16 protein-coding genes are annotated in these 14,680 nt (G+C 61.6%); 7 read left to right on the forward strand and 9 right to left on the reverse strand.

Annotated elements, in window-relative coordinates; genetic code table 11:
* Positions 1-1,074: an SDR family oxidoreductase gene (locus DMX12_RS13420; protein ID WP_110678050.1), complete on the reverse strand. Its 1,074-nt coding sequence runs from the start codon at positions 1,072-1,074 to the stop codon at positions 1-3.
* Between the two features lie 199 nt (positions 1,075-1,273).
* Positions 1,274-2,011 carry an AraC family transcriptional regulator gene (locus DMX12_RS13425; RefSeq protein ID WP_110678052.1) on the reverse strand — a complete coding sequence of 246 codons (738 nt, stop codon included), beginning with the start codon at positions 2,009-2,011 and terminating at the stop codon, positions 1,274-1,276.
* 270 nt (positions 2,012-2,281) lie between these two features.
* On the opposite strand from DMX12_RS13425, the gene DMX12_RS13430 reads away from it, so the two are divergent.
* From DMX12_RS13430 to DMX12_RS13455, 6 genes are all read left to right on the forward strand, one after another.
* Positions 2,282-3,046, forward strand: coding sequence for an FKBP-type peptidyl-prolyl cis-trans isomerase (locus tag DMX12_RS13430; RefSeq protein WP_110678054.1), 765 nt, complete (start codon positions 2,282-2,284; stop codon positions 3,044-3,046).
* Between the two features lie 289 nt (positions 3,047-3,335).
* Positions 3,336-3,776: a YkvA family protein gene (locus DMX12_RS13435; protein WP_029885873.1), complete on the forward strand. Its 441-nt coding sequence runs from the start codon at positions 3,336-3,338 to the stop codon at positions 3,774-3,776.
* Positions 3,777-3,853: 77 nt separating this feature from the next.
* On the forward strand, positions 3,854-4,024 hold the full coding sequence (locus DMX12_RS13440; RefSeq protein ID WP_110678056.1) for a YhfG family protein: 171 nt from the start codon (positions 3,854-3,856) through the stop codon (positions 4,022-4,024).
* Positions 4,021-4,638 (forward strand): Fic family protein, encoded by a 618-nt coding sequence (locus tag DMX12_RS13445; RefSeq protein ID WP_110678058.1) that lies wholly within the window; start codon positions 4,021-4,023, stop codon positions 4,636-4,638. The genes DMX12_RS13440 and DMX12_RS13445 overlap by 4 nt, the downstream gene beginning before the upstream one ends.
* A gap of 283 nt (positions 4,639-4,921) precedes the next feature.
* Positions 4,922-5,260, forward strand: coding sequence for a helix-turn-helix transcriptional regulator (locus tag DMX12_RS13450; RefSeq protein ID WP_054890369.1), 339 nt, complete (start codon positions 4,922-4,924; stop codon positions 5,258-5,260).
* The gene (locus tag DMX12_RS13455; RefSeq protein ID WP_009686241.1) at positions 5,257-5,625 is read left to right on the forward strand and encodes a hypothetical protein; all 369 of its coding nucleotides are present in this window, start codon (positions 5,257-5,259) and stop codon (positions 5,623-5,625) included. Before DMX12_RS13450 ends, DMX12_RS13455 begins: the two co-directional genes overlap by 4 nt.
* Positions 5,626-5,721: 96 nt before the next feature.
* On the opposite strand, the gene DMX12_RS13460 is transcribed toward DMX12_RS13455, so the two are convergent.
* Positions 5,722-7,803 (reverse strand): carboxy terminal-processing peptidase, encoded by a 2,082-nt coding sequence (locus DMX12_RS13460; protein ID WP_167524230.1) that lies wholly within the window; start codon positions 7,801-7,803, stop codon positions 5,722-5,724.
* Between the two features lie 143 nt (positions 7,804-7,946).
* Between DMX12_RS13460 and DMX12_RS13465 the strand changes: the two genes are divergently transcribed.
* Positions 7,947-8,909, forward strand: a complete 963-nt coding sequence (locus tag DMX12_RS13465) for an NAD(P)H-quinone oxidoreductase (protein WP_110678060.1) — start codon at positions 7,947-7,949, stop codon at positions 8,907-8,909.
* Between the two features lie 106 nt (positions 8,910-9,015).
* On the opposite strand, the gene DMX12_RS13470 is transcribed toward DMX12_RS13465, so the two are convergent.
* The 6 genes from DMX12_RS13470 to DMX12_RS13500 form a co-directional block, all read right to left on the reverse strand.
* Positions 9,016-9,669: an HAD family phosphatase gene (locus tag DMX12_RS13470; protein ID WP_029885876.1), complete on the reverse strand. Its 654-nt coding sequence runs from the start codon at positions 9,667-9,669 to the stop codon at positions 9,016-9,018.
* Between the two features lie 14 nt (positions 9,670-9,683).
* Positions 9,684-10,673, reverse strand: coding sequence for an ABC transporter ATP-binding protein (locus DMX12_RS13475; RefSeq protein WP_110678062.1), 990 nt, complete (start codon positions 10,671-10,673; stop codon positions 9,684-9,686).
* A gap of 1 nt (position 10,674) precedes the next feature.
* Positions 10,675-11,469, reverse strand: coding sequence for an ABC transporter permease (locus DMX12_RS13480; RefSeq protein ID WP_009686246.1), 795 nt, complete (start codon positions 11,467-11,469; stop codon positions 10,675-10,677).
* Positions 11,459-12,289, reverse strand: coding sequence for an ABC transporter permease (locus DMX12_RS13485; RefSeq protein ID WP_371928263.1), 831 nt, complete (start codon positions 12,287-12,289; stop codon positions 11,459-11,461). Before DMX12_RS13485 ends, DMX12_RS13480 begins: the two co-directional genes overlap by 11 nt.
* Entirely contained in the window at positions 12,286-13,092 is an 807-nt protein-coding gene (locus DMX12_RS13490) for an alkaline phosphatase family protein (RefSeq protein ID WP_110678064.1), read from the reverse strand. The genes DMX12_RS13485 and DMX12_RS13490 overlap by 4 nt, the downstream gene beginning before the upstream one ends.
* A gap of 250 nt (positions 13,093-13,342) precedes the next feature.
* A complete protein-coding gene (locus DMX12_RS13500; RefSeq protein ID WP_110678066.1) occupies positions 13,343-14,407 on the reverse strand; it encodes an ABC transporter substrate-binding protein in 1,065 nt (354 codons plus the stop codon).
* Between the last annotated feature and the right edge of the window lie 273 nt (positions 14,408-14,680).

Here is a 14,680-nt window from a genome sequence, read left to right on the forward strand (position 1 = left end):
TCAGGCCTCCATGGCCAGTTCGCCACGGCTTGTACCCGCTGCCGGAATCTTCAGCATGCGTTGCATGGCCGATAGCTTGGGCGACAGTCGCGCCAAAGTCAGTGCCAGCTCCTGGCGCGGTGAGCGCAGCGCCAGGCGTTGGGCAGGTAGCAGTTGATCCAGCGAGCTGGGCAGCGGCTGCAGAAGGCTGGCGTAGCGGCATAGTTGGGTGGCGCGACCCAGGGCGGCACGAATGTTCTCTTCCAGGGCTGGCAGGAACACCGGGCGCACCAGGCGTTCGTAGATGTCCGGGTTCATGCAGCGCGGGCGCTGGAAGGGCTTACCTTGGTCGTGCATTTCGGCGCACATGAGGTCAAGCAGGGTACGGATATCCAGCGCCTGAGGACCGTTGCTAAGAAAATAGTCGTCGCCGATCAGGCGCTGGTCCAATGCGCTGGCTATGGCTGCCGCAGCCACGTCGCGGGCGATCACGTCTACACGTCCGTCTTCTGGGCACGGGATGATTGGCAGATAGCCCGACATCATCAGCCCCATGGTCAGGTGGAAGCCTTGCAGCATCGGCATGTGGCCGCTGTGGCTGTCGCCGATGATGATCGACGGGCGGAAGATCGACACCGCCACGCCGGCCTCACGTACCAAGCTTTCAGCCTGGCGCTTGACCACTTCGTACGGGGTCGAAGGCATGACTCCGGGGTGGTAGGCGCATGGGTGGGTGAAAGCGGTGCTGATGTGGTACAGCGGCACATCGGCGTCGCGGACGAACTCGAGCACCTGTTCGGTACCTTGGTAGTTGACCGAGAATACTGCTTCGGCGTGGCCATCCAGCCGGGTGATAGCCGCGCAGTGGATGACCCAGTCGACACGTTTGATCAGGGCCAGGTAGTCCGCACTGGAAAGCCCCAGACGTGGTTGGCAAATATCCCCGCGCAAGGTTTCCACTCCGGGATGGCGGATGCTGCTGCGACGGGTCAGACAGACCAGGTGGTAGCGGTCGGCCAGTTGGTCGATAAGGGTATCGCCCAGTACGCCGGCGCCGCCGGTAAGGAAAACAGTCAGCCGTGAGGGTCCTGACATGGGCTAGCACTCCTTGCTCGCTAGGTTGATGAAGTGGCATGTGCCACGGCGCCCGACTGCCAGACAGCCGCGGGGGGCCAAGGACCGGAACGATTAAAAAAGCCGACCTGAGTGCCCATGGTTACAGGCGGCCGGCAAGCGACCCGGCGCCTGGTGGTGGAGACCCCGGTTGGCGCGGGCTGGAGGGGATGATGGCGATTTACAACTGCGGTTTCTTGAACGAATCGCTTGTATTGCGCAGCACCATGGCAACGCGGCTTGGTGACATGCCGACCATGCGTCGCATCATGCGTGTAAGGTGGGCCTGGTCAGCGAAACCACCGGCGATCGCTGCGTCGCTGAGGCTGGCACCATGTGCAAGGGCGTGGCAGGCACGCTCCAGTTTGCGCCAGATGATCCACTGCGACAGCGGCACACCCATCTGCCGGGTGGCAAAAAAGCGCAGACGTGGGCTGGACAGGCCCACCGCGCTGGCCGCGCGGGATACCGCGCCAATGCCCGCCCAGTCCTGGCGCAGCAGGTGCAGTGCATTGGTCAGCCGCGGGTCGAAGCTTTCTGGTGGCACCAGCTTGAGTTCCAAGGCAGCCACCACCTCATGAAAGCAGGCGGCTTGGCGCACGCAATCGACGATGTCCTGGCTGACCGCGGTCTTACCGCTTTCATCAAGCAAGGCTTTGAGCGCACGGCCCAGTGGTGCATCTGGGTAGAAGTACAGAAAAGCGACGCGGTCAGGGTTGGGCAGTGACCTGTGGTCTACCGAAGGCCCGATCAGTACCCCGGGGGCGCTGAGGGTCTGCGTGCCAAACTCCACGGTGATGTCATGGCGCAGGCCGATGCATAACTGGATAGCGACATGGGCGTGGGCGGCAGTCTGGTCGGACTTGCCGGTGTAGCCCAGCCAGTACTCACCGAAAGTTACTGCGCCGTCCCATCTCATCGTGCATCCCTGAAGCCTGGTCTGGATAGCTGGGCCGCACTTGGGCCAGTACCCCGAAAGCGGCAGATGATAGCGTTCTGGTATATCTTGGTCGACACAAAGCGTGACGAATGATTTTTTGCATTGATCCAGGCCGTTCTGCCGTGCGCGAGGCTGTGGAACTATTCCCTCTTTGTTGGCTCTTATGCCGGTAGCCATGGGTTGGGGACGCCTGATAAGCTCGCGGCTTCTACCCTGATTGCCCTTATGGCGCATGAACAAGGAAATGACATGAAACAGCATCGTTTGGCGGCTGCGGTTGCCCTGGTTGGCCTGGTACTGGCTGGCTGTGATCAACAGGCCAGCAGCCCCGAGCTGAAGACCCCGGCGCAGAAAGCCTCCTACGGAATCGGCCTGAACATGGGCAAGAGCCTGGCTCAGGAAGGCATGGAAGACCTTGATTCCAAAGCAGTCGCCCTCGGTATCGAGGACGCCGTTGGCAAGAAAGAACAGCGTATCAAGGATGAAGAGCTGGTAGAGGCCTTCACCTCGCTGCAGAAACGTGCCGAAGAGCGCCTGGCCAAGGCCAGCGAAGAAGCCGCCTCTGCCGGCAAGAAGTTCCTTGAGGAAAACGCCAAGAAGCCGGGTGTCGTCACCACCGCTTCGGGCCTGCAGTACCAAGTGATCAAGAAGGCCGACGGCCCGCAGCCCAAGCCGACCGACGTGGTGACTGTCCACTACGAAGGCAAGCTGATCGACGGCAAGGTCTTCGACAGCTCCGTCGAGCGCGGCAGCCCCATCGACCTGCCGGTGAGCGGCGTCATCCCGGGTTGGGTCGAAGGCCTGCAACTGATGCACGTTGGCGAGAAGTACAAGCTGTTCATCCCGGCTGAACTGGCCTACGGTGCACAAAGCCCAAGCCCGCTGATCCCGGCCAACTCGGTACTGGTGTTCGATCTTGAACTGATCGCCATCAAGGACCCGGCCCAGCTGCAAGGCGCTGAGCCGGACGCTGAAGCCCCCGCTGAAGCGCCTGCCGAAGCCCCTGCCAAGTAATACTGGCTGTTTGCCGAAAACGCCCCGTCTTTACGGGGCGTTTTCGTTTTAGCTGCTTGGACGAACCTGCCACTGCTGATACTGTCCGAGGAAATGCAGCGTGAAGAAGTAGGACGCTTCTGACGCAAGTCGCTCGCGGCGCTGGTAGCAACAGCCTGTAACGACTGTGTAAAAAACGCCCGATCTGACCGGGGCCCTTGCCTGGCAGGCACCCAGGGTCAGAAACTGTGGCCTGTTCACAAGGTTATCCACAATAAATGTGGATAACCTTTTCCCTCTCGGAGGTTCCATGAGCGCACCCTGGAATTTCGCCCGTTTCCTGCCCTTGGCCGAGCGCCTGCTCAGCCGCGGCCGGTTGCCGGCCTTGCTGTTCGCCGTGGCGCGCAAAGGCCCACGCCTTGGCCAGTTGCGTGACGACGTTAAATTGCTGCAGTCGCTGTGCCTGGCTTGGTGGCGCGGCGAATACCGCGCCATCAGCCCCAAGGCGCTGGTGACCATCGTCGCTGGCCTGCTGTATTTCGTCAGCCCCATCGACGCTATCCCCGACTGGTTGCTGGGCGTCGGGTTCCTCGACGACATCGCAGTGCTGGGCTGGGTACTGAAAACCGTGGCCGACGAACTGGCCCGCTTCAGGGCCTGGCGCGACAGCCAGGCACCCGAGCGGCTACGCGTGGTCGAGCGGCTGCCCGCGACACCGGAAGCACTGCGCCTGGAGCGCAATACCCGGTAAAACCGAACTTTTGGGTAGCTGGCCTGGCTTGGAGTCTGTCGGCTACAATGACACCTACAGACATTAGAGACTCGTCCATGGACAAGCTAAGCCTGCACGCCAAAAAAGCGTGGTTCGCCAAGCATCGCACTGCGAATTTCGACAGCAGCCTGCGCCTTGAAGGCTTTATCGTGCCGCCAGACGACGGCAAAGCGAAGTTGCCTGCCCGTGCTGCTGCACGCGAAGCCGTGCGGCAACTCAAGGCTTGAGTGTCGACAAGTATGGGGTTTATCAAGACCCTGATTGCTATCCTGACACGGACGTCCTGAAGAACATTCTCAACCTGCGCAATGCAGAGGATCTGGCTGATGCTGAGCGTTACCTCACCCAGGTAGCGGCATCGCAGCTGGAGTTCGAAGAGCCTCCATACGATCTAGGTACATTAAAACGAATTCACCGCTGTCTGTTTTCCAGTATCTACAGTTGGGCTGGAGAAACTCGATCCGTAAAGATCAGCAAGGGCCATAGCCACTTCTGTGTACCGGACCGTATCGAGCCAGAGGTAGCGAAAGAATTTTCCAGAATGGCGCGGGCGGGCTGGTTTGAAGGCTACTCTCGTGATTCGCTCGTGGTTTCCGTTGCTCAATCGTATGGAACATTGAATGTCGCTCATCCCTTCCGTGAAGGTAATGGTCGGGCCCAACGTGTTCTGTTTGAATGGCTAGTCGTGAACGCTGGTTTCGAGATTACCTGGGGACGGGTTGGCCAGGAGCAGTGGGTAGCGGCGAATATCGAGTCTTTTCAAGGCAATGACCAGGCTTTGGAGCTCGTCTTCAATCAATGTATCGGCGCTCCGATCAGGGAAGCCAACGATCCATCTTGATACTTGTTTTCTGATTCTGTGGGTGCTTCAGCGATTGCAAGCTGGCGTTGACATTCATTGGGGGCCGACCTCGTGTGTCGATACCCGCTCTCAAGCACGCCTGCTGGAAATCTCTTACAATGAGATATAACAGAAGGGGAGCAGCCCGATTGCCGTTCGCTATTGGCTGTCATCCGGTTGGATGAGAGGGCAGGGTCGCCGCGCTGTGTTGCAACGCCTATGCCGGCTCCCCCAGATAGGCCGTATGGATTGCATGCTGTAATCCTTGTTGAAGGGGTTTGTAATGGGTATTCAGGTCATCAGCCGCGACGGTCAGCCCGAGTACGCCGTGGTTCCCTGGGAGCAGTACCAGGCGCTGCTGCAGGCTGCAGGGCAGGCACCTGCCGAGGCCGCTGCCAGCGAGCCGGCTCCCGCCGCAGCCGTTGCAGCGCTGCCGGCGTTCAGTGAAGTTGCACAGATCCGCCAGGCCAAGGGCATCGCGCCTGAACAACTGGCGCGTAATGTTGGGGTCAGCCCGGCCTACCTGGCCATGATCGAATCAGGCGAACGCCACCCGGATGCCGCCATCCGCCGTGCCCTGGCCTGGCACCTGGGGGTCGCGGGCTGGAGCGAGCCATCATGAGCCAGGTCAGGATCAGCCGTCAGCATTGGGACAACCTGCTGGGCGAGCTTGACCTGGCCCGCCGTCAACGTCACTTGCTGACTTACAGAGCGCTGATCGAGCGCTTGCAATTGCCCAGCCCGGCCATGCAGACACTCACCGCTGCGCTGGAATACCTGGCGGTGCTGGACGCGCGTGCCGAGCAACCGCTACGCAGTTCGTTGGTCATCAGCCAGGGCGCCAGCCGCTTGCCGCGTACCGGCTTTTTCGAATGCGTAGAGCGCCTGGGGCGCTTCTCCGGCCCGATCGACGGTATGGAGGCCGCGTCGTGGCATGCTTCCGAAGTGGTGCGGGTGTTCGAATACAGCTACCCCGAAAGCGCCTGATCGCCAGCTGCACCGGGTTTTAGCCAAGCAGGCACGAAATGAAAGGGCCGGGCATTTGCATGCCCGGCCCTTGTTATGTCGCGACAGCCAGCGGCCTTACTTCTTGGCCACTTTGCTGCTGGCGCTGAGGTAGTCGATCAGGATGCGACCGGTTTCCGCCAGGTAGGCGTCGTCTTCCGGCTTGGTGTTTTCATCCTCGGCCGGCAGCGCGTCTTCGTCCTCTTTCTTCAGCTCTTTGAGCGGTTCTTCACCCTTGGCCTTGCGGCGGGTGTTTTCCAGCGCCAGTTGTTTCGCCTCGATCTCGTCGTGGCGGGCACGGCGGTCCTGCTCGTTGAGGCTGACGGTTTTCTCGTTCATCAGCTTCTGGGTCAGGGCCAGGCGGTCGCGGATGTAGGTGAACTCGGCATCCTTGTCGCTACGTGCCTCATGCTGAGCCTTGAGCTGCGCCAGGAACGGTTTGAACGGGTCGGCAGCGGGCTTGACCACCGGGCGAATGGTGTCCCAAGGCATGGCCTCGGGCAGGGCGCTTTCGCCAATTTCCTTGGTGTCGATGATCGATGGGTAGTCGATGTCCGGCAGTACGCCCTGATGCTGGGTGCTCTGCCCGGATACCCGGTAGAACTTCGCCAGTGTGAGCTTCAGCTCGCCATGGTTGAGCGGCTGGATGGTCTGCACGGTGCCCTTGCCGAATGTCTGGCCGCCAATGATCAACGCGCGGTGGTAGTCCTGCATGGCACCGGCGAAAATCTCCGAGGCCGATGCCGACAGGCGGTTGACCAGCAGCACCAGCGGCCCTTTGTAGAAGGCACCCGGGTTTTCGTCTTCCAGCACGTCGACCCGGCCATCGCTGTTGCGCACCAGCACCGTCGGGCCTTTCTCGATGAACAGGCTGGTCAGTTCGGTGGCTTCCTGCAACGAGCCGCCGCCGTTGTTGCGCAGGTCGATGACCACGCCGTCGACTTTCTCTTTCTGCAGCTCGGTGAGCAGTTTCTTCACGTCACGCGTGGTGCTCTTGTACTCCGGGTCGCCGGCGCGGTAGGCCTTGAAGTCCAGGTAGAAGGCCGGGATCTCGATGATGCCCAGCTTGTAGTCACGCCCGTCCTGCTTGAGCTTGAGCACCGACTTCTTTGCCGCCTGCTCTTCCAGCTTCACCGCTTCGCGGGTGATCGACACGATCTTGCTGGTCTGGTCGCTCGGTGCGTTGCTGGCCGGGATGACTTCCAGGCGCACCACCGAGCCTTTCGGGCCGCGGATCAGCTTGACCACTTCATCCAGGCGCCAGCCGACCACGTCGACCATTTCCTTGTTGCCCTGGGCGACACCGATGATCTTGTCTGCCGGTGCCACCTGCTTGGTCTTGGCTGCCGGGCCGGCCGGCACCAGGCGCACGATCTTGACCTGGTCGTTGTCGCTTTGCAGCACTGCGCCGATACCTTCCAGCGACAGGCTCATGTTGATGTCGAAGTTTTCCGCGTTGTCTGGCGACAGGTAGTTGGTGTGCGGATCGTAGGACTGGGCGAAGGTGTTGATGTAGGCCTGGAAGATATCTTCGGCACGGGTCTGGTCCAGGCGCGCCAGCTGGTTCTTGTAGCGCTTGGTCAGGGTTTCCTGGATCTGCTTGGGCTCCTTGCCGGCGATCTTCTGGCGCAGCACTTCGTCTTTCACGCGTTTGCGCCACAGGTCGTCAAGCGCGGCCTGGTCCTTCAGCCATGGCGCGTCCTTGCGGTCGATCAGCAAGGTTTCCTTGGTGGTGAAGTCCATTTTGTCCACGCCCTTGTTCAGCTCGGCCAGGGCGAAGTCCAGGCGTTGCTTGACGCGGTCGAGGTAGCGCTTGTAGATGGTGAAGCCCGGGTCGAGGTTGCCGCTTTTGAGGAAATCGTCGAATTGCGTTTTCCACTTGTCGAATTCGGCGATATCGGCCGCGGTGAAGTAGCTGCGCGCCGGGTCCAGCAGCTTGATGTAGCTGTCATAGATGATGACCGAACGGGCGTCATCCAGTGGCGGCTTGCTGTAATGGTGGCGCTTGAGCAACTCCACCACATTGAGGCTGGCGACGATCTCGTCGCGGTCGGGTTGCAGGCTGTCCCATTTATTGGCGGCCGCTGCATTGCCGCCGAGCGCGAGGCTGCCCAGGCCGATCATCATGGCCAGGGCGGTGCTTGGGAGGAAATGCTTCATGCTGATTCGACGTGGGGGCAATTGATCACGCATAGTAGGCCGTCTTTTCCGTTCGCCGGTTCCAGAAGAGCCGGGCGCATACTGCAAAAAGCCTGGGCACAACGATCCCAGGCTCGGTCATATGATTCAACTATGGAGGCACTGTGAAGGCATTGCAAGGCGTTGACGGACATGTGACCTGGGTCGAGGCCGAACGCCCGACCTGTGACGCGGGCCAAGTGCGCATCCGCGTGGCTGCGGCGGGGTTGAACCGCGCCGATTTGCTGCAGATGAAAGGTTTGTACCCACCGCCGCCAGGTGCCAGCCCGTACATGGGGCTGGAGTGCTCCGGGGTAGTCGAAGAAGTGGGCGCTGGCGCAGCCTGGCGCGTGGGTGATCGGGTCTGCGCGCTGCTGGCCAGCGGTGCCATGGCCGAGGAAGTGGTGGTCGACGCCCGCCACGTACTGCCGGTGCCCGAAGGCCTTAGCCTGCATGAAGCCGCTGCACTGCCAGAGGTGTACGCCACTGCCTGGCTGAACATCTTCCAGCTTGGTGCGCTGAAGGCAGGCGAGAAGGTCCTGGTGCACGCCGGTGCCAGCGGCGTCGGCTCGGCGGCCATTCAGCTGTGCAAGGCGTTTGGCAGCCCGGTCTGGGTCAGCGTCGGCTCGGCGGACCGCCTGGCCTATTGCCAGGCCTTGGGCGCAGCAGGTGGCGTGGTGCGTAACCAGAACCTCGACGCGCTGGAAGGGCTGGGCCCGTTCGACGTGATTCTCGACCCGGTGGGGGCCAGCTATGGTGAGCTCAACCTCAAACTGCTGGCCCGTGACGGGCGCTGGGTGATCATCGGCCTGATGGGCGGCCGCACGTTCGAGCTGGACCTGGCTCAGGTACTGGGCAAGCGCCTGGGGATCACCGGTTCTACCCTGCGCAACCGTGATGACAGCTTCAAGGCCGAGTTGCTGCGCGAGTTGCAGCAGCAGGTGTGGCCGCTGTTCAGCGAAGGGCGCCTGTCGCCGCAACTGGTCGATACCTACCCTGTGGAGTTTGCCCAGGCGGCGTATGCCGAGCTGGAGACCAACCAGGTGTCGGGCAAGTTGGTGATGGTGATCGACCCGAGCCTGGCTTGAGGTTGCCGGGGCTGCTGAGCAGCCCATCGCGACACAAGGCCGCTCCTACAGGAGCTTGCATTTGCCTGTAGGCGCGGCCTTGTGTCGCGAAGCGCCCCCATGGTCCTCAAGTCCAACTCAAAACAGGCCAGCCGTTCTTCTCGGCGTGCTCGCGCAACACCCCATCCGGGTTCACCGCATACGGGTGATCCACCTTCAACAACAACGGCAGGTCATTCCTCGAATCGGAATAGAAGCTCGCCCCCTCCAGGTTCTCCTGCTCCTGGTCCAGCCACTCCAGCAGCCGGGTAATCTTGCCTTCGCGGTAGGTCAGTACCCCATGGGTGTTGCCGGTATACACCCCGTTCACCGCCTCCAGCTCGATCGCCAGGTATTCGTCCACGCCCAGGCGCGCCGCAATCGGCCCCACCAGGTGCGTGCCCGAAGCGGAAATGATCAGAATGCGATCGCCGCGCTTGCGGTGCTCGGCAATGCAGCGGCAGGCGTCGCCGTAGATGATCGGTTCGATCACCTCTTCAACCCACGGCTCCACCAAATGCTCGACTTCCTCCAGGGTGCGCCCGGCTATCGGCTCCAGGCTGAAGGCCATGTAGTCCTCCATCTGCAGGTGGCCTTTGCCGTACGCTTCCATCAGCTCATGGTCGCGGCGCAGGAATTCCTTGCCATCGACCCAGCCCAACCGGGCCATCTGTTCACTCCACAGCGACGCGCAGTCGCCGTGGATCAGGGTTTCGTCCAGATCGAAAATTGCCAATGCCATCGTGTTGCATCTCCTTAGGCCACTTCGCGTAGCGCCGTGGGGTCGATCGACAGGCTCACCCGTTGCCCGTCTGCATGCAGGTCGGCCGGCGAGCGGTTGAGTACGTCGACCACCAGTTCCACGCCACGCACTTGAACGCGGTAGCGGATCACGTTGCCCAGCAGGCTATGGCTGCGTACCTCGGCGTCGCGCTCACCCGCCAGGCCCAAGGTGATGGATTCCGGGCGGATCGCCAGGCGGCAGGCTATCGGGCGTTGCAGCAGGCGGCTGGCGCTGTCGGCGTCAAGCAGGTTGTAGTTGCCGATAAAGCCTGCGGCAAACAGGTCCACCGGCGCAGTGTAAAGGGTTTCGGCATCGCCGCTTTGCACAATGCGCCCCTGGTTCATCAGGAAGATACGGTCGGACATGGTCAGCGCCTCTTCCTGGTCGTGGGTGACGAAGATGGTCGTCAGCCCCAGTTCGCGCTGGATCGCGCGAATTTGCTCGCGCAGGTGCTTGCGGATACGTGCATCCAGTGCCGACAGCGGCTCGTCGAGCAGCAGCAGGCGTGGCCGGGTGACCAGCGAGCGGGCCAAGGCCACGCGCTGGCACTGGCCGCCCGACAACTGGTGCGGGTAGCGCCCGGCAAAGGTGCCCAGCTCGACCAGGTCCAGTGCCTCGCGCACGCGCCGCTGGCATTCCTCGGCCTTGACCTTCTGCATGCGCAGGCCAAAGGCAACGTTCTGCTCCACGGTCATGTTGGGGAACAGCGCGTAACTCTGGAACACCATGCCGATGCCGCGTTGCTGCGGGCTCAGCGGCACGATGTCGTGGCCGTCCAGCAGGATCTGCCCGCGGTCCACCGGGGTGAGCCCGGCGATGCAACGCAGCAGCGTGGACTTGCCGCACCCGGAGGGGCCGAGCAGGGTGACGAATTCGCCGCGCTCGATGTGGCAGTCGATGTTCTCGAAAACCGGGTTGCCGGCATAGCTCTTGTGCAATTGCTGTACGCTGACGAAGCTCATGTCAGGTCTTGTCCTTGTTCAGGCGGTTGGCAACCCAGGTCAGTACCAGCACGAAGGCGAAGTAGGAAATCACCAGCGCGCTGTTGAAGTGGCCGCTGCTGTTGCGCATGTTGTTCAGGTACACCTGCAGGGTCTCGTAGCGGGTGCCGACCAGCAGGTTGGCGAACACGAACTCCCCGAACAGGAACGAGAACGACAGCAGCAGCGCCACCATCAGGCCCTTGCGCAGGTTTGGCAGCACCACCAGCAGTGCGGCTTGCCAGGTGCTGGCGCCCAGCAGCTGGGCTGCGTCCATCAGGTCGTGCAGGTGAATGGCCTGCAGGTTGTTGGTGATCGCCCGGTACATGAACGGCAGGGCGATGGTGAAGTAGCAGCCGATCAGGATCCACGGCGTGCCGACCATGGCCATCGGCCCGCTGCCGTACAGCTGCAGCAGCCCTACCGACGACACCACCGGCGGTACCGCGAAGGGCAGCAGGATCAGGATGTTCATCAGCCCGTCCAGCCTGGGGAAGTGGTAGTGGACCACGAACAACAAGGGCAGGATCAGCACCACCGACAGCAGCAGCGCCCCCACGCAGACCAGCAGCGACTGGCCGAACGCCGCCAGGAAGCGGGGTTCGCTCCACAGCGCGATGTACCACTTGAACGTCAGGCCGCTGGGCAGCAGGCTGGCCGACCAACTGGTGGCCAGCGAGTAGAGCAGGGTGCCGGCCAGGGGCAACAGCAGAATCAGGAACAGCAGGTACACCACGGCGCGGTGGTACCAGCCGCCGGCACGGGTTTCAGCGCGCATGGTAGCTCCGTTTCAGTAGCCATTGGTGCACCACCGTGACCAGCGTCATCAGCCCTACCAGAACCATTGCCAGCGCGCTGGCCAGGTTGGGGTCGAGGCTGATGTCACCGGCCACCAGGCCAGCGATGCGGATCGGCAGTACGTTGAAGTTGCCAGTGGTCAGCGCGTACACGGTGGCGTACGCGCCAAGGGCATTGGCCAGCAGGATGACGAAGGTGCCCAGCAGGGCCGGGGTCAGCACCGGCAGGCCGATGTGCCGCCAGAACTGCCAGTGGCTGGCGCCCAGCAGTGCTGCCGATTCACGCCAGTCTTCGCGCAGCGCGTCGAATGCCGGGTACAGCAGCAGCACGCCCAGCGGGATCTGGAAGTAGGTGTACACCAGGATCAGGCCGTTTCTGGAATAGATGCTGAAGTCTTCCAGCAGGCCGATCTGCTTCAGCAGCAGGGTCAGTGCGCCGTTGAAACCGAGCAGGATGATGAAGGCAAAGGCCAGCGGCACCCCGGCGAAGTTGCTGGTCATGTTGGCGAAAGCGCTGACGAAGTCGCGCAGCCTCGAGTCTACCTGGCGCAGCGAATAGGCACCGAGGGTCGCGATGACGATACCGAACAGGCTCGACCAGAAGCTGATCTCCAGGCTGCGTTGCAACGCCTGCAGGTAGAACTTCGAGGTGAACACCTTGCTGAAGTTGGCCAGGCCCCAGCCAGCCTCCGATTGCAGGCTGTTGATCGCCACCCAGGCCAGCGGGGCGATCTGGAAGATGACGAAGAACACCGCGAACGGCAGTAGGCACAGCAAGGCCAGGTAGCGGCTGCGGTTCACTTGAGCAACTCCTTGCATACCGTTTTGTCATGCGCCACGCCCAGCAGCTCGCAGATGGTGCCGCATAGCTCGGTCTGCTGTGGCTTGGCGGCCGGGTCAAGGCTGAAGGCTTCGCCAAAGACGAACAGCGGCACTTCGCGTTCCTCGGTGAGCAAGCCATTGTGCGAGCGGTCGTTGTTCATGCCGTGGTCGGCAGTGACCAGTACCTGGTAGCCCTCTTCGAGCCAGCCTGGCAGGTAGTCGGCCAGCAGGATGTCCACGCTGCGCGCGGCATTGCGGTACTGGCTGCTGTCCAGGCCATGATGGTGGCCGACATCATCGATGCTCATGGGGTGCAACAGCAGAAAGTTCGGGGCGTGCCGCCGGCGCAGGTACTCGCCGTCGGCCAGCAGGTGGGAGTCGGGGTAACGGTCGTCCCAATAGAACAGCCCGTGCTGGATCGGCAGCTTCGGGGCGTGGGTGTGGCGGTCGCGCTGCGGGTCGAAAGGCGAGCGATTGTACAGCTCGCTCATCCAGTGGTAGGCCGCTGCCGCCGTGCCCAGGTTGGCCTCGCGCGCGTAGTGGAACACGCTGCGTTGGTTGGACAGGCGGTTGACGCCGTTGTGCACGATACCGCTGTCGATGGGCGCTACGCCGGTGAGGATGCATTCGTACAACGGCCGTGACAGCGATGGCAATTCGCATTCCACGCGGTACAGCGCGGCGCGGTCGGCCTCGACATAGGCGTGCAGGTGGCCCATGGCATGGTGAGCGACCTGGTAGTTGAGGCCGTCGAGCAGGACCAGGATGACGTTGTGTTGCATGGTGGCTCCCAATGAGCTGCAGGCGGTTCTAGCTGAAAGCTGAAAGCTGAAAGTTGCAAGCTACAAGCTGCAAGAAGAAGCCCGCATGGCGCTCACCGGCTTCCACTTGCAGCTTGAAACTTGAAACTTGAAACTTGAAACTTGAAACTTGAAACTTGAAACTTGAAACTTGAAACTTGAAACTTGAAACTTGAAACTTGAAACTTGAAACTTGAAACTTGAAACTTGAAACTTGAAACTTGAAGCTTCTTCATTCCATCTCGATGATCACCTGCTCCTGCCACAATTGCGGCAGCTTCTTCGAGGTCGTTTCCCAGGCTTCGGCATTCTTGATCGGCTGCGCCGCACTGTACTGCTCGTTGGGCAGCAGTTTGGCCTGCACGTCTTCCGGCAACTTCATGTGCTCGGCCCGGATCGGCCGGGCGTGCCCCTTGGCCAGGTTGATCTGCCCGGCGTCGCTGAAGATGTATTCACGGGTCAGCTTGGCAGCGTTGGGGTGCTTGGCGTATTTGTTGATCACCGTGGTGTAGCCGGAAATCACCGAGCCGTCGGCCGGGATCAGCACTTCAAAACGCTTGGGGTCGATCTGCTCGCGGTAGCTCAGGCCGTTGAAGTCCCATACCACGCCCACTTCAACTTCACCCTTTTCAAGGGTCTGGATGGTCGGGTTCGCCAGGGACAGGCGCTTCTGCTGCGCCAGCTTGGTGAACAGTTGCAGGCCGGGTTCGATGTTGCTTTCACTGCCTTTGTAGGCAATGGCTGCCGCCAACACGCCATTGGCCGCCTGGGCAGCGGTGCCGACGTCACCGATGGCGACTTTATACTTGCCCTTCTCCAGGTCATGCCAGGTGGTTGGGCGATCGCCTTCCTTGACCAAATCCTTGTTGATGATGAAGGCGATGGTGCCGGTATAGGCCAGTGCCCAGTGGCCATCTTCATCCTTGGCCCACGTCGGCACCTGGTCCCAGGTGCTGGGCTTGTACGGTTGGCTGACACCCTTGGCCACTGCAATCGGGCCGAAGGCGGCGCCCACGTCACCGATATCGGCGCTGGCGTTGTCTTTCTCGGCCTCGAACTTGGCCAGCTCCTGCGCCGAACTCATGTCGGTGTCGCTGTGCTTGAGGCCATATTTGCTGGCCAGGTCTTCCCAGGTGCCTTTCCAGTTGGCCCAGGCATCGGGCATGCCCACGCTGTTGATGGTGCCTTCCTTGCGGGCGGCGTCTTCCAGGGCCTTGAGGTCAGGGCCGGCGGCCAGCGCCGAGGTGCACAGGGTAATGGCCGAACCGAGCAGTGACGCCATGAACAACTTTTTCATCCGAAGCTCCTTGGTATGGGTGCCTGTAGCGATCGTTGTTAGGAGTGAGGGGTGTTCTGGACCGTTGGTCTAGGTCAGCAAACCTTGAGCCAAGGTAGGCCGCTTGCGTGACAATTTGATGTAGGGAAACACCGGCAACGGCCCTGCGACTAAAGCGTAGACCACGGAATTCAACCGGTCGGGCGGCCTTGGCGCGTTTCTGGCAAGGGTCGCGGCAGGCGCTTGTCACAGGATATTCATCAGCCCTGCCTAGGCTGCACTAATCTTCACAGG

Origin of the sequence: Pseudomonas sp. MB-090624 (assembly GCF_003205245.1) — a bacterium.
Lineage (GTDB): Bacteria > Pseudomonadota > Gammaproteobacteria > Pseudomonadales > Pseudomonadaceae > Aquipseudomonas > Aquipseudomonas juntendi.